This window comes from Streptomyces sp. NPDC005931 (assembly GCF_042871235.1).
Taxonomy (GTDB): domain Bacteria; phylum Actinomycetota; class Actinomycetes; order Streptomycetales; family Streptomycetaceae; genus Streptomyces.
Window position 1 is genome coordinate 107,174 of sequence record NZ_JBIAIG010000008.1, and the last position, 18,594, is coordinate 125,767.

An 18,594-nucleotide genomic window follows, 5' to 3' on the forward strand; every position below is an offset into this window, starting at 1 on the left:
TCCCGCACGCGTCAGGTGCGGGACCCCGGTGGTGTTCACTCGGGGTCAACGGGGCTGTGTGGCCAGTTCCTTGGCCGCCTCCGTGAGGTCCTTCGCCGTGTCGATGGCCCGCCAGTAGGAGCCCTGGGGGATCGGGAAGCCGGCCAGGCGGCGTTCGCGGGCCAGGTGGGGGAAGGTGGTGCGCTCGTGGTCACCGCGCTCGGGGAGCAGTTCGGCGAACCCGGGGGCGAAGACGTACACACCGGCGTTGATCTCGACGGTGGACGGCGGGGCCTCGATGAAGTCGGTGATGCGGCCGAACCCGTCGGTCTTGACCGCGCCCCACGGCAGGCGCGGCCTGGCCAGGGCGAGGGTGGCGAGGGCGTCCCGCTCGGTGTGGAAGTCGGCCATGTCGCGCAGGGAGAAGCGCGTCCAGATGTCGCCGTTGGTGGCGTACCAGGGCCGGTCGGGGTGCGGGAGATGGGAAGCGGCGTACTTGAGGCCGCCGCCGCGGCCGAGGGGTTCCGTCTCGACGACGCAGGTGACGGAGACGGGCAGATCGGCGGTCTCCAGCCATTTCTGGAGGACGTCGGCGAGGTGGCCGCAGGAGACCACCACATCCGTCACGCCCTCCTCGGCGAGCCAGGAGAGCTGATGGCCGATGATCGGCGTCCCCGTGCCGGGGATCTCGACCATCGGCTTGGGCCGGTCGTCGGTGTACGGACGCAGCCGGGAGCCTTGGCCGCCGGCCAGGACGACGGCTTGAACGGGGCGGGACGCGGCGCTCGGATCGGTCATGAGCGCACTTTACGTGGCGCCCCGCCCGTGGGTGCCGGGACCTGCGCTCAGCGGTGCGCGGCTACGACCCCCGAGGCGAAGGAGGTGTCGCAGACCGGGCGCGCGTAGGACTGGGCGCGGGTGGGGCCGTAGACCCGGACCGCGGCCCGGCCGAGGGCGCGGGCGATCGACGTGCAGTGCTTCGCCAGCGACGGCCGGTCGTTGACCGCCTCCTGGAGGTGGGTGAGCGCGACGCCCGGGTTCTCCTCCTGGAGCTCGGCCAGCAGCGTGTCGCGCAGGACGTCCTGCGGGGCCCGCTCGGCGGCACGCGACGAGGCGCCGGACGCGGCGGAGTCGGCGGCGGTGAGCACCGGGCTCGAGGAGTGCCCCGACCAGTCGACCCGGGCGACCGCGAGGGTCCCGGACAGCACCAGGACGACGGGCAGGACGAGGGCGAGGGTGCGGCCGATCCGGCGGGCGGGGCCCCGGCCGCGTCGCGTCTGAGGGTTCGTGGAGTGCTTCACGCGAGTGAGGGTAGCGTCCAGTGATGATGTGGAGACATTGAGTCACCGGTTCGGGGGATGGTTGGGGCGCGGCTTTCGGTGGGCATGTTGACGCACACTGCTCGAAAATGCCCGAAGTGCCGGGGTATTTGTCGACAACGAGAAGGGCCCCGCAGCAGCCTGCGGGGCCCCTTTTCGTCAGCTCGGGTGAATCACCTGGGCCGGTGGTTTCGCCGGTGCCTCAGTCGGACAGGCGGGCGCCGGTCGAGGTGGAGAACACGTGCGTCTCGCCGGCCCGGGGGACGACGTGCAGCGTGCTGCCCTTCTCCGGGACCTCGCGGCCGCCGACGCGCACGACGATGTCCTTCGACTCCCCGCCGACCTTGGCGGTGCCGTAGACGAACGCGTCGGAGCCCAGTTCCTCCACGACGTTGACGGTGACCGCGACGCCCAGGTCGGAGTCGGCGCCGGCGACGTCGAAGTGCTCGGGGCGGACGCCGACCGTGACGGTCTTGTCGGAGGCTGCGGCGAGCGCGTCACGCTGCACCTGCACCACCGAGTTGCCGAACTTCACGCCGCCGTCGGTGATCGGCACCTCGACCAGGTTCATGGCCGGGGAGCCGATGAAGCCGGCGACGAAGAGGTTCGCGGGCTTGTCGTACATGTTGCGCGGGGTGTCGACCTGCTGGAGCAGGCCGTCCTTGAGGACCGCGACCCGGTCGCCCATGGTGAGGGCCTCGACCTGGTCGTGCGTGACGTAGACCGTCGTGATGCCCAGGCGGCGCTGGAGGGAGGCGATCTGCGTACGGGTGGACACACGGAGCTTGGCGTCCAGGTTGGACAGCGGCTCGTCCATGAGGAACACCTGCGGCTCACGCACGATGGCGCGGCCCATGGCGACACGCTGGCGCTGACCGCCGGAGAGCGCCTTCGGCTTGCGGTCCAGGTACTCGGTCAGGTCGAGGATCTTCGCGGCCTCCTCGACCTTCTGCCGGATCTCCGCCTTGTTGACGCCGGCGATCTTGAGCGCGAAGCCCATGTTGTCGGCGACCGTCATGTGCGGGTACAGGGCGTAGTTCTGGAACACCATGGCGATGTCCCGGTCCTTCGGCGGCAGGTGCGTGACGTCGCGGTCGCCGATGCGGATGGCGCCGCCGTTGACGTCCTCGAGCCCCGCCAGCATGCGGAGCGAGGTGGACTTGCCGCAGCCGGACGGGCCGACCAGGACGAGGAACTCCCCGTCCGCGATCTCGATGTCGAGCGCGTCGACGGCGGGCTTGGTGGAACCCGGGTAGATCCGGGTCGCCTTGTCGAACGTAACTGTGGCCATGGTGAATGGACCCCTTCTACCGGCAGGAACGTGCCGGACGATCCGAGTAGGAAGGCGGTGCCACGACGGGTGTTCCGTTGTGGTGTAGTCCACGAGAGTGAACTGGCACAGGACGGTACCTGGCGTTCACCTGGTCTGTCAGCACCTGAGGGGCTGTGAACTTCGCGGGGAGGTTCCCGGCCGACCCGGTCACGCTCCGGTCACGTCGCGGTCGCGCCCGTCCGCGTACCGCCCGGCCAGGACGGCGACGGTCCCGGCTACGGCCCGCCGCAGGCTCTCCGGGCCGAGCACCTCGGCCTCCGCACCGAGCCGCAGCAGATCGCCGACGGCGACCGCCTCCGCCTCCACGGACAGCTCCACCTCCCGCCAGCCCGCCTCGTCCGCCGGCCCCGCGTCCTCGAGCGCCCGGGCACCGGCCGCGCCGAACTGCATCGGCAGCAGCAGCTGACCGCGCGGCGACAGCCGTAGCCGGGCCGTCCCGTGCCGCAGCGCCGCCTCCAGCCGCCGGGACGACTGCGTCCAGTACGCGGCCAGGTCGAAACCGGCGGGAGGGGCGAAGTCCTCGCCGGTCTCCTCCACGGCCAGGAAGCGCGAGACGCGGTAGGTGCGGACGGCGTCCTCCGCTTGGGCCACCAGGTACCAGATGCCGCCCTTCAGGACGAGACCCAGCGGGCCCAGCTCCCGGCGCACCTCGCCCCGCCAGCGCCGGTAGTGGGCCCGCAGCACCCGCCGCTCCCACACCGCCCGCGCGATCCGCTCCAGGTGCGGCACCGGGTCGGCGTCCCGGAACCAGGCGGGGGCGTCCAGGTGGAACCGTTCCCGAACCCGCCGGGCCTGCTCGGCCAGTTCGCCGGGCAGGGCCGCCTCCACCTTCAGCCGCGCGCTCGCCAGCACCGCGCCCAGCCCCAGGTCCCTGGCCGGCCCCGGCAGCCCGGCCAGGAACAGCGAGCCGGCCTCGGCGTCCGTCAGGCCGGTCAGCCGGGTGCGGTAGCCCTCCATCAGGCGGTAGCCGCCGTCGGGCCCCCGCTCGGCCCGCACCGGCACCCCGGACGCGCTCAGCGCCTCGATGTCCCGGTACACCGTGCGTACCGACACCTCCAGCTCCGCCGCGAGTTCGGGCGCGGTCATCCGGCCACGGTTCTGGAGCAGCAGGAGCACGGAGAGGAGCCGGTCGGCACGCATGCGGTCCATTGTCGCGGCCGTCGCGCGTACCTGACAGGAGGTGTCAGGTACGGCCGGGAGGCTGGTCGGGCACGGCCGGTCCGGGGGCGCGTCCCCGCACCGGCGGCCGTCGACACAGGCGGTCCGCGGGCGCGTCCCCGGACCGTCGGCCATCGACCCAGGACGCGGGAGGACACCCATGACCAGCAGCCGGACCACCGTCACCGGCCACTTCACCTTCGCCGACTGGAAGGAGACCCCAGTCGGCCCGGAGGGCCCCGAGAACCCCGGGAGCCCCGGGGACGCGGCGGGCGCCGAGGCCGCGTATCCCCGGCTCGCGCACGCCACGGTCACCAACGCCTTCTCCGGAGGCATCGAGGCCGAGGCCACGGTCTGCGACTACGCGATCGCCTACCTGACGAAGGAGACCGGAACCTTCGCGGGGATGGAACGCGTCACCGGCCGGGTCGACGGGCGCGCGGGCACCTTCGTCGCCGAGGAGCGCGGCGTCTTCGCCGCCGACGGCACGGTCCGCTGCACCCTCGAGGTCGTCGAGGGATCGGGCACCGGGGAGCTGACGGGGCTGCGCGGGAGCGGCGGGTTCACCTACCGGCACGGGGAGGAGAAGGTGGCGTACGCCTTCGCGTACGAACTGGAGTGAGCGGACCGGGGGCACCCCTGTAAGTGCGTGGCCCGGCGAAACCCGCTCTGTGTACAGTGGACCAGCCTTCGCGCACGCCGCGCGGTGCCTCCTTAGCTCAGATGGTCAGAGCAGCTGTCTTGTAAACAGCAGGTCGTCGGTTCGAATCCGACAGGGGGCTCGGCCAGCAGCCCGGACTGGGACTCTCCTCGGTCCGGGCTTCGTCATGCCGGGCGCGGTGGGCGCAGGCGGCGGGCCGTTCAGAGCGGGCGGCCGTCCGGCGGGCGGCCGTCCTCGACGTCCCACGGGACGTGCTGGAGGAGGCGGCCGTAGGTCCAGGCGCGGGCGCGTTCCCGGTCGAAGGTCCTTGGTCCCGGTCAGGGCGTCGAAGCGGCGGCGGACGACGTCGGCGTCGAAGTGGTTGTACAGCGCGGGCCAGAGCTCGAAGCCGGGGTCGCCGGCCAGGGGATGGGGGTCGATGGCGAGCCAGTGGGCGCGGTCGGAGCCCAGGACGTCTCCGTGGTGCGGGTCCCAGTGCAGAGGGCGGTCGCCGGGCTCGTCCACGACCTCCCGCACGGCCGCCGCGCAGTCGGCGACGATGCGGCGGACCGCCGGGTCCGGGATGCGGTCCAGGGCATGCGCCGCCTCGGGGACATGGCGCGGGCCATGCCCCCGAGGCGGCGCATGCCCGCGGGGGCGGGGCCGGCGTTGAGGTGGGCCGGCAGGCGGGCGATCACCGCGACGGCCTCGTCGTCGTCCGGGTGGTGGGAGAGCGTGCGGGAGGGGGCGAGGCGCTCCAGCAGAAGGGTGCCGGTGGCGTCGTGGTCCAGCAGGCGCACCGCGCCCTCACCGTCCCGGATCCGCAGGGCGTCCGGCTCGCCCGCGGTCTCCTCGTCGCCCAGCCGGGGCTTCAGTACCGCGGGTGTGCCGTCCGAGGGGACGACCGGGACGACCAGGGCGCTGACGCCGTGCATCGGCGCGTCGGCGACCGCGCAACTGCCGGCGGTGCAGGGATGCGGCGGTCAGCTCCGGCAGTTCGGCGATGAAGGCGCTGCCCGCCGCTCCGTTGAACTTCTCCTGTGCCGCGGCGAGCTCCCGGGGAATGTGGACCACCTCGCGCACGGTAGCGGGGTGCGGGACACCGGGCATGTGCACAAGGCGGTGACGGACCGAGGCGGTTCCGGACCGAGGCGGTGACGGTACGTGAGGCCGGGTCGGAGCGCGGGAGCGCGGAACCCGTGGGGCCGGCGGTCGCCGACCCCCGCGGCCCGCCGGTCGGTCAGGGTTCCAGGACGACCTTGCCGGTCGTGCCCCGGTTCTCCAGGGCCCGGTGCGCGGCAGCCGCCCCGGCGAGGGGGAAGCGCTGGACCGCCGGGGTGAGCCTGCCCTCGGCGGCCTCGGTGAGGGCGCGGAGTTCCAGCGTGCGCAGGGGGTCGGGGCCGCCGGCCCGGCGCATCATCTCGGGGCCGAGGATGTTCTGGGAGACACCGTCGACCAGGTACGGGCGGTCGCTGTCGAGCCCCTCGGCCGACCAGCCGAAGACCAGGTGCCGGCCTCCGGGGGCGAGGAGGGCGACGGCCGTGCGGGCGGCCTCGCCGCCGACGCCGTCGTAGACGACCGTGACCTTGCCTCGGTACGGCTCGAGCCGCTCGGGCCAGGCCGGGTCCGTGTAGTCGACCGCGAGATCGGCGCCGTTCGCTGCCACCCGGGCCGTCTTGTGAGGGCCACCGGCCAGACCGATCACGGTCGCGCCGGCGTTCCGGGCGTACTGCACGAGGAGGGTGCCGATGCCACCGGCCGCCGCGGGAACGACGACCACGTCACCGGGGCCGGGCTCCGCGAACTGCACGATGCCCATCGCCGTGCGGCCCGTGCCGATCATGGCGACCGCCTCGGCGAAGTCCAGCCGCTGCGGGATCTCGTGCAGGCGCCCGGCGTCGGTGACGGCCAGCTCCGCGTAGCCGCCGGGGACGAAACCGAGATGGGCGACCACGCGCCGGCCGAGCCAGTGCCCGGGGGCACCCTCGCCGAGCGCGTCGACGACACCGGCGACCTCGCGCCCCGGGATCGTCGGCAGGACGGTCGGGGCCGGGGCCGGGCCCTGCCGGCCGTTCCTCAGGGCCGTGTCCAGCAGGTGGACTCCGGCGGCCCGGACGGCGATGCGGACCTGTCCCGGTCCGGGCCGCGGGTCCTCGACCTCCTCGAGGACGAGGTTCTCGGCCGGGCCGAAGGCGTGCAGACGGACGGCGTGCATGGCGGGCTCCCCCCTACGGGTGCGGCTGCGTCGTGCACCCCACTCTTCGGCCTCAAGCGTGCTTGAGGTCAAGCTCGCGCCGGCCGAGGGCGAGGGAGACCGCGGTGAGGGCACTGTTGAAGGAGACCTCCGACAGCACACCGGGTGCGGCGACCTGGTCGCCGGCCAGGTACACCCCGTCGCCGCGGTCCACGGCGGGACGGTCGCGCCAGTTCGTGCCCGGCTGGTCGACGGCGCCGGTACGGCCGTTCGCCACCGCCTCGCGCCGCCAGGTGACGCGGTCCCGCCAGCCCTCGTAGCCCAGGTCGAGCAGTTCCTCCGCGCGGGCCACGCCGTCGGGCCTGGTCTCGTGCGGGGCGATCGGGATCTGGCCCTGGATCAGCTGTTCGCCGGCCGGGGCGAGGGTGCGGTCCTGGGCGGTGAAGCGCTCCAGCCAGCCCGGCGCGTCCAGGTCGGACACGGCGAACGCGTCCCCGCGGCGGGTGCGCACGGCGAGGTCGACGAGGACGGTGCGGCCGCTCGGCCAGGTCAGCGACGGGTCGCCGAGGAGACGCCGGGCGGAGTCCAGCGAGGTGGCCACGACGACCGGGGTGTCGGTGGGGAGCGTGTCGACCCGGGACAGCGTCTCCATCCGCACGCCCAGGTTCCACGCGCGGGCCGCCATCCGGTCGATGAGCGCTCCCCAGCCGCCGCGCGGGTAGTGCGCCTCCGGCGGCAGCTTGGTGGCGCGGCGCAGCCGCTCCTGGACGAACGCGGCGGACAGCGAACCGGGGTCGTGGTGGAAGAGCGCGACCGCCGAGTAGTGGGCGGCGGCCCGCGCGCCCTCCTCACCGGCGACCTCGGTGGCCCAGGTGAGGAAGTCGGTGTCGACCGGCGCCTGCGCCCCGCTGCGGCGCAGCAGCTTCAGCATCGCGAAGGGCGGCGTGCGGCGCAGCGCGCCCCGGTGGCGCAGCCGGAGCCGGGCGGCCTCCAGGGGCGGGAGGGGGGCGAGCGGTCCGATGAGGCCCCGCTGCCGCAGCCAGGCCCAGTGCGGGCCGCCGTTGTAGAGGGCGTGCGGCCCCTCGTTCGTCCGGTACGGGCCCTCGGCGGTGCGGGCCCGGCCGCCGAGCGTGTGGTGGGCCTCGTGGATCGTGACCTTGGCGCCCGCCTCGGCGGCGGTGATGGCCGCGGTGAGTCCGGCGAAGCCGCCGCCGATGACGGTGATGCGGTGCATGGCTGGGAGTCTCCTTGCTGTCGGTCGTGTTCGTCGGTGGTCTTCGTCGGTCGTGTTCCTCGGCCGCCCGGTGACTTCTTCTGCTGCCCTTACGACGGCGCGGGGCCGCGGAATGTGACATGCGGGCCGTTTGCGCACGTCGCAGCGGGGAGCGGTGGATTGTCAGTGGTGCGGTGCAGCATGGGGGCATGGCGAGGAGAGCGGTGGGCGGTACGGGGGCGAGGGGGGCGCGGCGCCCGGAGGTGCGGCTGCCCGCGCTGAAGCGGCACGACGGGGGTGGGCTGGAGCCCGACGGGGACTACGACGGGCTGGAGTTCCGGGACGCGGACCTCTCCGGCCAGGACGCGGGCGGCGCGCGGTTCATGGACTGCCGGCTGACGGGGTGCGTGCTGGACGGGACGCGGTTGTCCAGGGCGCGGGTGCTGGACTCGGTCCTGGCCGGCATCCGGGGCGTGGGCACGAACCTCGTCGAGGCGAACCTGCGGGACGTCGAGATCACCGACGCGCGTCTCGGGGGGACGCAGCTGCACGGGGCCGTGCTGGAGCGGGTGCTGGTCCGGGGCGGCAAGATCGACTTTCTGAACCTGCGGTCGGCCCGGCTCAGGGACGTCGTCTTCGAGAGCTGCGTCCTGGTGGAGCTCGACTTCGGCGGGGCCCGGCTGGAGCGGGTGGAGTTCGTGGACTGCGTGCTGAAGGGCGCGGACCTCACCGGCGCCGGCCTCACGGACGTCGACCTGCGCGGTGCCGCCCCGCTGGACATCGCCCGGGGCGTGGACCGGCTGGCGGGGGCGGTGATCGGCACGGGCCAGCTGCTGGACCTGGCGCCGGTGCTGGCTGCGGAGATGGGGATCCGGGTGGAGGACCAGCGGGAACGGGCCGGGTGAGGGCCGGGGCCCGGTGGTATCAGACCAGGCGGGGGTAGCGGGCCTGGAGGGTCCAGATCGCCGGGTTCTCGCCGAGGTCCTCGTGCAGGTCGATCAGATCGGCGAGCAGGTCGTGCAGGAAGTCGCGGGCCTCGCGGCGCAGTGCGGCGTGCGAGAAGCTCAGCGGCGGCTCACCGGCCGGCAGCCACTCCGCCTCGATGTCCACCCATCCGAAGCGGCGCTCGAACAGCAGGCGGTCGGTGGACTCGGTGAAGTCCAGCTCCGCCCGCTGCGGCCGGGAGGCGCGGGAACCGGCCGGGTCCCGGTCGACGCGCTCCACGATGTCGCACAGCGCCCAGGCGAAGTCGAGCACCGGCACCCATCCCCAGGCGGTGGAGATCTCGCGGTCCGACTCGGTGTCGGCGAGATAGACGTCGCCGCAGAACAGGTCGTGGCGCAGGGCGTGGACGTCCGCCCGGCGGTAGTCGGTCTGCGGGGGGTCGGGGAAGCGGTTGGAGAGGGCGTAGCCGATGTCGAGCACGGGTGTGATGGTGTCACGGCGACAGCGGTGCCCCGGCACGGGTGCGCGGCGCCCGGCCCCGGGGACGGCCGGCACCCGCCCGCGGTGCGGCGGGACGTGCGTCACGGCACCAGGCGGCTTTCCTTCGCGGCCGCCACCGCGCCCGCGCGGGTGTCCACGCCGTGGAGCGGCGGCACCCGGGCGTGGACTTCGGGACGATCTGGGCGGACTGGCTGTACGGCGAGGGCAGGCCGGAGCGGCCCTGAACCGGATCGCGGTTTTGGGCGAGGGTGATGGCGAGGCCGGCCGGTCCGCCCCCGCTGCGGGCGGGCAGACCCCGGTGCCCGGGACGGCCGGTTCGCCGGACACCTGCCCGGGCCGGACGTCGTCCGGGCCGGGGAAGTCACCGCTCATGGTGTGGAAGGCCCGGTGGGACGCGTGGAGAGGGGTGATCCCGGGCGGCAGCGGACCGGGCACGGTCGTCGTCCCCGGACCGGCGCTGGGGTCGGGGAGCACGCGGGCGACGTATCGCGGGCGCGGGCTCCCCGGGCCACCGTGCGCCGGGAGTCCCCGGCCGGCGTGGAGCGCGGCCGGGGACCTCTCGTGGAGCAGGTGGGCGCAATACGGATCAGACGCTGACGCCGAAGTCCTGGGCGATGCCCACCAGGCCCGAGGCGTAGCCCTGGCCGACCGCGCGGAACTTCCACTCCGCGCCGTTGCGGTACAGCTCGCCGAAGACCATGGCGGTCTCGGTGGCGGCGTCCTCGGACAGGTCGTAGCGGGCGATCTCCGCGCCGCCGGCCTGGTTGACGATGCGGATGTACGCGTTGCGGACCTGGCCGAAGTTCTGGCCGCGGTTCTCGGCGTCGTAGATCGAGACCGGGAAGACGATCTTGTCGATGTCGGCCGGGAGCCCGGCGAGGTTGACGTTGATCGCCTCGTCGTCGCCGGCGCCCTCACCCGTGCGGTTGTCACCGGTGTGGACGATCGTGTTGTCCGGCGTCTGCTTGTTGTTGAAGAAGACGAAGTGCGCGTCGGAGTAGACCTTGCCCTGCGAGTTGACCGCGATCGCGGAGGCGTCGAGGTCGAAGTCCGTGCCGGTGGTGGTGCGGACGTCCCAGCCGAGGCCCACGGTGACAGCGGTCAGGCCCGGAGCCTCCTTGGTGAGCGAGACGTTGCCACCCTTGGACAGGCTTACAGCCATTGTTGGGAGTCCCTTCCCTCGTTTGCGTCAGGCTAGAAGCTACAGCTACCCCCTTGAACGCGGAGAGGGGTACGCGAGGTTCCAGGTCCTTTACTTTCTTTACCGGCGATATTGGGATGACGTGGCCCGGTCAGGGCGGGACCATGGACGGCATGTCCGGTCCCTATGTCGTCCGAGGCTCCGTCTGTCTGCCCGAGGCGGAGCTCATGTGGCGTTTCTCGCGGTCGTCGGGGCCGGGTGGGCAGCACGTGAACACCAGCGACTCCCAGGTCGAGCTGCGTTTCGACCTGGCTCGCACCGAGGCCCTGCCCGAGGTGTGGAAGCGCCGCGCACTGGAGCGGCTGGCGGGGCGGCTGACCGACGGTGTCGTGACGGTCCGGGCCTCCGAGCACCGCTCCCAGTGGCGCAACCGCGAGACCGCGGCCGTGCGCCTCGCCGCGCTCCTCGCCGAAGCCACCGCGCCCCCGCCCAAGCCCCGCAAGCCGACCCGCATCCCGCGCGGCATCAACGAACGCCGGCTGCGCGAGAAGAAGCAGCGCTCGGAGACCAAGCGGGGCCGCTCCGCGCGGGACTGGGGATGACCGGGAGCGGGCCCGCGCTCGGTCCAGCGCCGGCACTCCGACCGTCTCCCCCTCCACGACCTCCCCGTTCGGGCGAAACTCCAGGGCCAGGTAGAAACCCTCCGGGCCCTCCCCGCCGGGGTGCCAGGTGACGTAGCACTCGGTGCCGCCCCTGCGGCGGATCTCCGCGGCCACCGACCGCACGGCGAAGCGGCCGTAGCCCCTGCCCCGCTCGCCGGCGGCGATGTTCAGGCGCCACAGGCCGGAGCGGGCGACGCTGCCGCCGTCCTCGTGCCGGTCGATGTCCAGGAAGGCCATCAGGAAACCGACCGCGCGGTCACCGTCCATGATCAGCCGGGGCCAGGCGGCCCGGGGACGGACGTACGCCTCGGTGAGGGACTTCACGACGGGGGCGACCGCGAATTCCTGGTCGGGGCGCACCCGTATGCCGAGGGCGGCGTCGATGTTCTCGGCGGTGATCTCTTCGAGGCGGGGCGAGGTCGTCGTCATCCCGGCACCCCAAACGCGGAATTCCCGGGAGCGGAAAGAAATTTCACCGAACCGAAAGTCCGGCTTCATCCGTCGCCGTTCAGCCCAACTGCCGGTAACGCCCACGGAAATGCACCAATGGGCCGCCATCCGCGCTCGGCACCCGGGCCGTCAGGACGCGGCCGATCACCAGGGTGTGGTCCCCGGCCGGCACCCGCTGCTCGGTGCGGCACTCCAGGGTCGCGAGGGCGCCGCCCACCAGCGGGGCGCCGCTGTACTCGCCCCGGACGTACGGGATGTCCTCGAAGAGGAGACGGTCGCTGATGCGGCCCTTCATCGCGAAGCGGCCCGCGATGTGTCGCTGGCTCTCCGTCAGGACGGACACCGCCCACCGCGGCTGTTCCTCGAGCAGTTCGTCCATCCTGGCCCCCTCGCGCAGGCTGACCAGCACCAGCGGCGGGTCCAGGGAGACCGACAGGAACGCGGTCGCCGTCATGCCGACGTCCTCGCCGGCCGGCGCCCGCGGGTCGTCCGGGTCCAGCCCGGGCTCGCGCGCGGTCACCAGGACCACGCCCGCGGCCAGGCGGGACATCGCCGCACGGAACTCGTCGTTGCTCACCCCCTCAGCATGCCGGGTGGCGGGCCGGTCGGTGATCGTGGACGGGGCGGCGGGAGTGTTCGGCACGCCGGAAACGCTAATCTCCGCTCCACCGGCACCGCATCGGGCCCCGGCCCGAGGGGAGACCCAGGTCCAGCGGCCGACCCGCGGCGGTGCCACGCACTCGGCCGCGAATTCAGCGTTCGGTAAAGGCGCGGAAACCGCGGGAAGACCCCGCAATTGTTCACGTTTCGCTGTGACTTGAGTCACAAGGGGCAGGAATTGTTGACCCTGTGTACCGAGTGGGCAGCGCGCTGTGATTCAGTGGCGGGGAAGCTGCCAGGACGATACGCCGAAGAGAACCCTTGATTCGCTGCGAGGTCTCGGGGGGAGGGCGAGCATGGAGACCGAGTCGGAACCCTACGTCCGTCTTGCGTCCCTGCGACAACTGCACCAGGTCATGGCCGACATGAACACGGCCCGCAGCCTGGCGGACACCCTGCAGACCGTTGCCAACGGCGTCGTGAACGCCCTCGGGTACGAGCTGGCCTGCGTCAACCTCGTGCGCCCCGACGGCGACCTGGTCGTGGCCGCCTTCGCGGGCAACCCCGCCGCCGAGGCCCTCATCACCGGCCGGGTCGGCTCGCGCGAGTCCTGGGACCGCCGCCTCACCATGGGCGAGCGCTGGGGCGACCTGATCTTCATACCCCACACCGAGGGCTGGGTCCTCGACGACGACGACGTCCCGCAGTGGTACACCGACGGACCCGCTCCCCGCTTCGAGGACGAGTGGCACCCCGCCGACCGGCTCTTCGCCCCGATGTACGCCCCCGGGCCCCAGGGCGGTGGCACCTCCGGCGAACTGGTCGGCGTCCTGTCCGTGGACCGCCCGCGCAACGGCCGCCGGCCCGGCGCCTGGGGCCGCGAGGCCCTCCAGATGTACGCCTTCCAGGCCGCCATCGCCATCAGCAACGCCCGGCTGCGCGCCAACATGCAGCGCGCCCTGGTCCGCCTGGAGCGCGAGCAGCAGGCCCTGCGCGCCAGCGAGGAGAGCTTCCGGCAGGCCTTCGAGTACGCGCCCTCCGGCATGGCCATCGCCGAGATGGGCGGCGACCAGCACGGCCGCATCCTGCGCACCAACGACGCCCTGTGCCGCCTGCTCGGCCGCCCCGCCTCCGCGATGCGCCGGTACTCCTTCTCCGACCTCGTCCACCCCGAGGACATAGGCACCCTGCTGCGCACCTCCGCCGAGGGCGGACGGGCGGAGCTGCGCCTCGGCCGCCGGGACGGCAGCTACGTCTGGGTGTCCCTGCGCAACTCCGTGGTGGCCGACGCCGCCGACGGGCCCCGGTTCCTGCTCACCCACGTCGAGGACATAGAGGAGCGCAAGCGCCGCGAGCTCCAGCTCGCCCACCGCGCCTCCCACGACTCCCTCACCGGACTGCCGAACTCCGCCGAGCTGCGCGCCCGCCTCTCCGCCCGGCTCTGCCGCCAGCACCCGCTGCCCGCCGCCGTGGACTCGATGGACCCCTACGAGTCCTTCGACTCCCTGGACGTGGCCTACGGCCCCCCCGCCTTCGACCGGGGCCACGACTTCGACTTCCCGCCCGGCGCCGACGAGTACGACGCCTACGACCACCACGTGCACACCGTCGCCCCCGTCGGGGAGCACGACGACGGCACCAAGGGGCTCGCGGTGCTCTTCTGCGACCTCGACGGCTTCAAGTCCATCAACGACCGGTTCGGACACAACGCGGGCGACGCGGTCCTCATCGAGGTCGCCCGCCGACTCAGCAACGGCGTCCGCGACGGCGACACCGTTGCCCGGCTCGGCGGCGACGAGTTCGTGATCCTCGCCGACGGTCTCGGCCGGGCCGACGCCCAGGACCTCGCCGTACGGCTGCGCAACGAGATCATCCAGCCCATCCGGGCCGAGGGGCGGGCCGTGCGGGTCGGGGCCAGCTTCGGCATCGGATGGGCGCATTGCGGGATGACGGCGGACGAAGTGCTGAAGTCCGCTGACGAACGGATGTACGTCGAGAAACGATCTCGTCCCAAACAGCACAGGCGGGCCGGCTGAGCCCCAGGTCAGCGCTTTGGTGCGGTCGGAGTCACCCTTTCGGGCCATGGGAAACGGGTAGGCTCGCCATCCTCACCACTCGTACCGCACCCGACCCGCAGCTAGGAGCACCAAGGGATGACGCCCGGCAGCAACGGCGCGAGCACGCCCGAGGACGACGACCCCTTCGGCTACCTCTACGCCGACGGACAGGCCAACGGGGCCCAGCCGCCGTCCGGGGGTTACGGCTACCCGAACTCGGTCAACCGGGTGCGGGCGGTCGGCACACGCCAGTACGGCCAGCAGAGCCCCGCGGCCCAGGTGCCGCAGCAGCAGGGCGCGTACGGCAGGCCGAACCCGCACTACGCGGCGCCCGAGACGCTTCCGGGCGGCGCCACCACGGCCCAGTCGCCGCAGCCGGGGCACGGCGCGGGTGGCAACGGCGGCGGGCGCGGCCGGGGCCCCAACACCAAGGGCCTGCTGATCGGCGCGGTCGCGGTGGTCGCCGCGGTGGTGATCGGCATCGGCGTGGCCATGATCGGCGGCGACGACGAGGACAAGGGCGGCGACAACCGGGCGGACGCCACGCCGACGCAGTCGCAGAGCAGCGAGCCGAGCCCGTCGGCGAGCACGGGTGTGCAGGATGCGGCCGAGCTGCCGAAGATCGACGCGAAGGCGCTCCGCCTGGGCGGTGGTGCGGCCCTGGCGTCGGACGTCCAGGGTGCGCAGTCGGACGGCGGCATCTATGTGACCAACCTCAACCAGCCCGGTGCGTCGGTCACCTGGTCGCTCAACGGCATCCCGAAGGACGGCGCCTACACCGTCTTCGTGCGGTACAGCACCACCGACGACCCCCAGTCGATGACGCTCACCGTCAACGGCAAGCCCTTCGGCGACAAGCTGAACATGGACAACTTCACCGGCACCAAGGGCGGCGACTTCTCCAAGGGCTGGACCAAGACCTTCGCCTGGCCGACCCTCAACAAGGGCGCCAACACGATCTCGGTCTCCTGCCAGGACGGCGACAAGTGCAACGTCCTTCTGGACCAGCTGTGGCTGAAGGAGGGGCAGGTCGAGAACTGACCCGGCTCAGGCCGCGCTGGCCTCCCCCGTCACCGTGACCCGGGTCAGCAGTTCCTCGTAGGCCGCGTGAACGAACTCGCCCGCCGCGGGGGCCAGTACCGTCGCCGCCGACAGGGCGGTCGCCCGGGCCAGGCGGTCCGGCCACGGGAGGCGTTCGACCAGGGCCGACAGCAGGCCCGCCACCGCCGAGTCGCCGGCGCCCGTGGGGTTGCCGTGGAGGCGGGCCGGTGGGGTGGCGCGCCAGCGGCCCTCCGGGGTCACCGCCAGCAGGCCCTCTGCGCCGAGGGACGCGACGACCGCGCCGGCGCCCCGTCGGCGGGCGTCCTGGGTGGCGCGCAACGGCTCGTGGGAGCCGGTGAGTTCGGCCAGCTCGTCGGCGTTCGGTGTGACGATGTCGGGGCGGCCGGCCACCCCGCGGCGCAGCGGTGCCCCGCTGGTGTCCAGCAGGACCGGCACCCCGGCCGCCCTCGCCGTGCGGACCAGGCCCGCGTAGGCGCCCACCGGGACGCCCGGGGGCAGGCTGCCGCACAGGGCCACCGCCGAGGCGGAGGCCAGCAGGTCCTCGTACGCCGTCTGGAAGGCCGACCACTCGGCGGGGGTGATCGTCGGACCGGGCTCGTTGAGCTGGGTGGTGGCGCCGGAGCGCTCGTCGACCACGGCGACGGTGCGCCGGGTCGTGCCGGACACCGGGACCAGCGCGTCCACCAGGCCCGGCACCTCGGCGAGCCGGTCCCGCAGGAGGCGGCCGGTCGGGCCGCCCGCGAAGCCGGTGACCGTCACCACGTGCCCGAGTGCCGCGAGCACCCGGGCGACGTTGACGCCCTTGCCGCCGGGGCGTTCCGTCACCTCGGAGACCCGGTGCGAGGCGCCCGGCCGCAGGGACGGCACGCGGTGCGTGATGTCGAGAGCGGTGTTCAGCGTGACCGTGAGGATCACCTGGGCCGACCTCCCCCGCAGAAGCGATCAAGAAAAAGGCAGTCAATGCGTCGCCGGAACAGGTCTTTCTCCTGTTCGGAGCCTGATCATGCCAAAGAGACGGCGGTCGGCCCACCCCTGGGACCGGCCGCCGTCCCGACGACGCACGGGACGATCAGCCCAGTGGGGGAGCGACCACCCATTCGCCCCGCCGCATCACACCCCTGAGGGCGAAGTCCGCGTCGAGGAGGACCAGGTCGGCGTCCTTGCCGGGCTCCAGGGAGCCGACGCGGTCGGCCATGCCCAGCAGCCGGGCCGGGTTGGCGGACAGGGCGGCCACGGTGTCCTCGACCGACAGGCCGTCGACCGTCACCGCCCGCTGGAAGGCGCGGTCGAGGGTGAGCGTCGAGCCCGCGATGGAGCCGCCCTCCACCAGGCGGGCCACGCCGTCCGCGACCTCGACCTCCAGCGGGCCGAGCATGTAGTGGCCGTCGCCGAAGCCGGCCGCGTCCATCGCGTCGGTGATGAACGCCACCCGCCCCGGGCCCGCGTGGTGGAACGCCAGCTGGAGCGCGGCCGGGTGCAGATGGGTGCCGTCGTTGATCAGCTCGACGGTGACCCGCTCGTCCTCCAGCAGCGCGGCGATCGGGCCGGGGGTGCGGTGCCCCAGCGCCGGCATCGCGTTGAACAGGTGCGTGGCGACCGTCGCGCCCGCGTCGACGGCCTGCACGGTCTGCTCGTAGGTGGCATCGGTGTGGCCGACCGCCGCGATCACGCCGAGCTCGGCCAGCAGGCGCACGGAGTCGAGGCCGCCGGGCAGTTCGGTGGCGAGGGTGACCATCTTCGCCCGGCCCCGCGCGGCGTCGATCAGCTTGCGGACCTCGGTGGGGTCCGGGTCCCGCAGCAGTTCCCCGGAGTGCGCGCCCTTGCGGCACGGGGAGATGAACGGCCCCTCGAAGTGGATGCCGGCGATCTCGCCCTGCTCGGCCAGCTCGCTCAGCAGACCGGCGCGCCGGGCGAGGAAGTCCATGTCACCGGTGACGGTCGAGGCGACCAGCGTGGTGGTGCCGTGCAGGCGGTGGGTGTGGATGCCCTTGAGGACGTCGTCGACCGTCCCGGAGGTGAAGGACGCCCCGCCGCCACCGTGGTTGTGGAGGTCGACGAAGCCGGGGACCAGCCAGTGTCCGGTGACGTCGATCACCCGGGCGTGCTCCGGGGCCGCCGCGCCGATGCGCGTGCCGTCGACGACCACCCGGCCGTCCTCCACGGTCCCGGTGGGCAGGACCACGCGGGCGCCGGCGAGCACCGTGGGCGCTCCGGCGGTCGCGGGCCGCGGGTGGTCCGTGGCGGGTCGCGCAGTTCCCCGCGCCCCTGGGGCGTTGGCCATCAGGCGCTTACCTCCGTACGGTCGGTGTGGTCAAGGAGATCCCAGGCCAGGAGCCCGGCGCCGAGGCAACCCGCGGTGTCACCGAGGGCCGCGGGGACCAGGGACGGCAGCCTCTGGAAGGTGACCCGTCGCCCGACGGCCTCCCGGAGCGGTGTGAACAAGGTTTCCCCCGCTTCGGCCAGCCCGCCACCGATGATCAGCGTGCGCGGGTCCAGCAGGGTGAGCGCGGTGACCAGCCCGTCGGCGAGGGCGTCCACCGCCTCCTGCCACACCTTCCGGGCCCGCGCGTCGCCCGACTCGACGGCCTTGGCGCAGTCGGCCGCGTCCGCACCCGGGTCGCCGCAGGAAGCGGCCCAGGCCTCGCCGACCGCCGCGGCGGAGGCGAACCGCTCCAGGCAGCCGCGCTGACCGCACGGGCAGGGGGCGCCCCCGGGCCGTACGACGATGTGGCCGATCTCGCCCGCGAAGCCGTGCGCGCCCGCCTCCACCCGGCCGTCGATGCCGATGGCACCCGCGATGCCGGTGCCCAGCGGGACGAACAGGAAACGGTCGGCGCCCCGGCCCGCCCCGATCCGCCCCTCGGCGAGCCCGCCGGCCCGCACGTCGTGGCCGAGGGCGACGGGCACTCCGCCGAGCCGCTCGGCGAGCAGGGCGCGCAGGGGGACGTCGCGCCAGCCGAGGTTCGCCGAGTAGACGGCGACGCCCTCCGCCTCGTCGACGATGCCGGGTACGGCGACGCCGGCGGCTGCCGCGGGCCCGCCGTGGTGGGCGATGCCGTGGGCGCGCAGGTCGGCGGCGAAGTCGAGGACGTCCGCCACGACCGCGTCCGGGCCGCGTCCGCGTCCGGTGGACCGGCGGGCCCGGTACAGCAGCTCGCCGCCCGCCCCGACCAGTGCGGCCTTCATCCCGGTGCCGCCCACGTCCAGGGCGATGACATGTTTCACGCAGACAGTGTGACCCCGGGACCCACGAGAGGTCTAGTCCACTCGCGTGGTGTAGACCTTATTCCGACTATCGAAAAGTTTCGGATGGCAGCAGTGCCAGGGTTGGGGCGAACAG

17 protein-coding genes, 1 tRNA gene and 2 pseudogenes are annotated in these 18,594 nt (G+C 73.3%); 6 read left to right on the forward strand and 14 right to left on the reverse strand.

Translation table 11 applies throughout. The annotated features are described in order from the left end of the window. Nucleotides 1-45 precede the first annotated feature (45 nt). The 4 genes from ACFYOV_RS20000 to ACFYOV_RS20015 form a co-directional block, all read right to left on the reverse strand. Nucleotides 46-777, reverse strand: a complete 732-nt coding sequence (locus tag ACFYOV_RS20000; protein WP_389089394.1) for an NDP-sugar synthase — start codon at nt 775-777, stop codon at nt 46-48. A gap of 47 nt (nt 778-824) precedes the next feature. Next, nucleotides 825-1,280: a hypothetical protein gene (locus tag ACFYOV_RS20005; RefSeq protein WP_389089395.1), complete on the reverse strand. Its 456-nt coding sequence runs from the start codon at nt 1,278-1,280 to the stop codon at nt 825-827. Nucleotides 1,281-1,500: 220 nt separating this feature from the next. After that, a complete protein-coding gene (locus tag ACFYOV_RS20010; RefSeq protein ID WP_389089397.1) occupies nt 1,501-2,589 on the reverse strand; it encodes an ABC transporter ATP-binding protein in 1,089 nt (362 codons plus the stop codon). A gap of 189 nt (nt 2,590-2,778) precedes the next feature. Beyond that, entirely contained in the window at nt 2,779-3,771 is a 993-nt protein-coding gene (locus tag ACFYOV_RS20015) for a helix-turn-helix transcriptional regulator (RefSeq protein ID WP_389089398.1), read from the reverse strand. A 178-nt stretch (nt 3,772-3,949) separates the two neighbouring features. On the opposite strand from ACFYOV_RS20015, the gene ACFYOV_RS20020 reads away from it, so the two are divergent. Together ACFYOV_RS20020 and ACFYOV_RS20025 are read left to right on the forward strand one after the other, a co-directional pair. After that, nucleotides 3,950-4,411, forward strand: coding sequence for a DUF3224 domain-containing protein (locus ACFYOV_RS20020; RefSeq protein WP_389089399.1), 462 nt, complete (start codon nt 3,950-3,952; stop codon nt 4,409-4,411). 86 nt (nt 4,412-4,497) lie between these two features. Further along, nucleotides 4,498-4,571 (forward strand) — tRNA-Thr (locus ACFYOV_RS20025). A 79-nt stretch (nt 4,572-4,650) separates the two neighbouring features. On the opposite strand, the pseudogene ACFYOV_RS20030 reads toward ACFYOV_RS20025, so the two are convergent. From ACFYOV_RS20030 to ACFYOV_RS20040, 3 genes and pseudogenes are all read right to left on the reverse strand, one after another. Further along, nucleotides 4,651-5,539 (reverse strand): annotated as a pseudogene (locus ACFYOV_RS20030) (aminoglycoside phosphotransferase family protein). Nucleotides 5,540-5,669: 130 nt separating this feature from the next. After that, complete coding sequence (locus tag ACFYOV_RS20035) at nt 5,670-6,644, reverse strand: zinc-binding dehydrogenase (RefSeq protein WP_389089401.1); 975 nt, start codon at nt 6,642-6,644, stop codon at nt 5,670-5,672. 52 nt (nt 6,645-6,696) lie between these two features. Then, a complete protein-coding gene (locus tag ACFYOV_RS20040) occupies nt 6,697-7,857 on the reverse strand; it encodes an FAD-dependent oxidoreductase (RefSeq protein ID WP_389089402.1) in 1,161 nt (386 codons plus the stop codon). Nucleotides 7,858-8,045: 188 nt separating this feature from the next. Between ACFYOV_RS20040 and ACFYOV_RS20045 the strand changes: the two genes are divergently transcribed. Beyond that, on the forward strand, nt 8,046-8,741 hold the full coding sequence (locus ACFYOV_RS20045; protein WP_389089404.1) for a pentapeptide repeat-containing protein: 696 nt from the start codon (nt 8,046-8,048) through the stop codon (nt 8,739-8,741). Nucleotides 8,742-8,760: 19 nt separating this feature from the next. Here ACFYOV_RS20045 and ACFYOV_RS20050 read toward each other — a convergent pair whose 3' ends face one another. Together ACFYOV_RS20050 and ACFYOV_RS20055 are read right to left on the reverse strand one after the other, a co-directional pair. Continuing rightward, the gene (locus ACFYOV_RS20050) at nt 8,761-9,261 is read right to left on the reverse strand and encodes a hypothetical protein (protein WP_389089405.1); all 501 of its coding nucleotides are present in this window, start codon (nt 9,259-9,261) and stop codon (nt 8,761-8,763) included. 607 nt (nt 9,262-9,868) lie between these two features. Further along, nucleotides 9,869-10,444 carry a TerD family protein gene (locus ACFYOV_RS20055; RefSeq protein WP_389089406.1) on the reverse strand — a complete coding sequence of 192 codons (576 nt, stop codon included), beginning with the start codon at nt 10,442-10,444 and terminating at the stop codon, nt 9,869-9,871. A gap of 143 nt (nt 10,445-10,587) precedes the next feature. Between ACFYOV_RS20055 and arfB the strand changes: the two genes are divergently transcribed. Continuing rightward, nucleotides 10,588-11,025, forward strand: coding sequence for an alternative ribosome rescue aminoacyl-tRNA hydrolase ArfB (arfB, locus tag ACFYOV_RS20060; protein ID WP_389089654.1), 438 nt, complete (start codon nt 10,588-10,590; stop codon nt 11,023-11,025). Nucleotides 11,026-11,058: 33 nt separating this feature from the next. On the opposite strand, the pseudogene ACFYOV_RS20065 reads toward arfB, so the two are convergent. Both ACFYOV_RS20065 and ACFYOV_RS20070 read right to left on the reverse strand, forming a co-directional pair. Then, nucleotides 11,059-11,514: pseudogene (locus tag ACFYOV_RS20065) on the reverse strand (GNAT family N-acetyltransferase); the annotation flags it as partial. A gap of 79 nt (nt 11,515-11,593) precedes the next feature. After that, the gene (locus ACFYOV_RS20070; protein ID WP_389089408.1) at nt 11,594-12,178 is read right to left on the reverse strand and encodes a flavin reductase family protein; all 585 of its coding nucleotides are present in this window, start codon (nt 12,176-12,178) and stop codon (nt 11,594-11,596) included. A 313-nt stretch (nt 12,179-12,491) separates the two neighbouring features. Here ACFYOV_RS20070 and cdgB point away from each other — a divergent pair, with 313 nt between their 5' ends. Then, the gene (gene cdgB, locus ACFYOV_RS20075; protein WP_389089409.1) at nt 12,492-14,171 is read left to right on the forward strand and encodes a diguanylate cyclase CdgB; all 1,680 of its coding nucleotides are present in this window, start codon (nt 12,492-12,494) and stop codon (nt 14,169-14,171) included. Nucleotides 14,172-14,288: 117 nt separating this feature from the next. Next, nucleotides 14,289-15,233, forward strand: a complete 945-nt coding sequence (locus ACFYOV_RS20080) for a carbohydrate-binding protein (RefSeq protein WP_389089411.1) — start codon at nt 14,289-14,291, stop codon at nt 15,231-15,233. Nucleotides 15,234-15,239: 6 nt separating this feature from the next. Here the strand turns inward: ACFYOV_RS20080 and ACFYOV_RS20085 are convergent, their stop codons facing one another. From ACFYOV_RS20085 to ACFYOV_RS20095, 3 genes are all read right to left on the reverse strand, one after another. After that, a complete protein-coding gene (locus tag ACFYOV_RS20085) occupies nt 15,240-16,169 on the reverse strand; it encodes a 1-phosphofructokinase family hexose kinase (protein WP_389089412.1) in 930 nt (309 codons plus the stop codon). Nucleotides 16,170-16,323: 154 nt separating this feature from the next. Next, complete coding sequence (gene nagA, locus ACFYOV_RS20090; protein ID WP_389089414.1) at nt 16,324-17,535, reverse strand: N-acetylglucosamine-6-phosphate deacetylase; 1,212 nt, start codon at nt 17,533-17,535, stop codon at nt 16,324-16,326. Beyond that, nucleotides 17,535-18,479, reverse strand: a complete 945-nt coding sequence (locus tag ACFYOV_RS20095; protein ID WP_389089415.1) for an ROK family protein — start codon at nt 18,477-18,479, stop codon at nt 17,535-17,537. Before ACFYOV_RS20095 ends, nagA begins: the two co-directional genes overlap by 1 nt. Nucleotides 18,480-18,594: the final 115 nt, after the last annotated feature.

What these genes read in the sequence shown, in the direction of transcription:
- ACFYOV_RS20000 (WP_389089394.1), bottom strand. Translation starts at nt 777, where the DNA reads ATGACCGATCCGAGCGCCGCGTCCCGCCCCGTTCAAGCCGTCGTCCTG.
- ACFYOV_RS20010 (WP_389089397.1), bottom strand. Translation starts at nt 2,589, where the DNA reads ATGGCCACAGTTACGTTCGACAAGGCGACCCGGATCTACCCGGGTTCC.
- ACFYOV_RS20015 (WP_389089398.1), bottom strand. Translation starts at nt 3,771, where the DNA reads ATGCGTGCCGACCGGCTCCTCTCCGTGCTCCTGCTGCTCCAGAACCGT.
- ACFYOV_RS20020 (WP_389089399.1), top strand. Translation starts at nt 3,950, where the DNA reads ATGACCAGCAGCCGGACCACCGTCACCGGCCACTTCACCTTCGCCGAC.
- ACFYOV_RS20035 (WP_389089401.1), bottom strand. Translation starts at nt 6,644, where the DNA reads ATGCACGCCGTCCGTCTGCACGCCTTCGGCCCGGCCGAGAACCTCGTC.
- ACFYOV_RS20040 (WP_389089402.1), bottom strand. Translation starts at nt 7,857, where the DNA reads ATGCACCGCATCACCGTCATCGGCGGCGGCTTCGCCGGACTCACCGCG.
- ACFYOV_RS20045 (WP_389089404.1), top strand. Translation starts at nt 8,046, where the DNA reads ATGGCGAGGAGAGCGGTGGGCGGTACGGGGGCGAGGGGGGCGCGGCGC.
- ACFYOV_RS20055 (WP_389089406.1), bottom strand. Translation starts at nt 10,444, where the DNA reads ATGGCTGTAAGCCTGTCCAAGGGTGGCAACGTCTCGCTCACCAAGGAG.
- arfB (WP_389089654.1), top strand. Translation starts at nt 10,588, where the DNA reads ATGGACGGCATGTCCGGTCCCTATGTCGTCCGAGGCTCCGTCTGTCTG.
- cdgB (WP_389089409.1), top strand. Translation starts at nt 12,492, where the DNA reads ATGGAGACCGAGTCGGAACCCTACGTCCGTCTTGCGTCCCTGCGACAA.
- ACFYOV_RS20080 (WP_389089411.1), top strand. Translation starts at nt 14,289, where the DNA reads ATGACGCCCGGCAGCAACGGCGCGAGCACGCCCGAGGACGACGACCCC.
- nagA (WP_389089414.1), bottom strand. Translation starts at nt 17,535, where the DNA reads ATGGCCAACGCCCCAGGGGCGCGGGGAACTGCGCGACCCGCCACGGAC.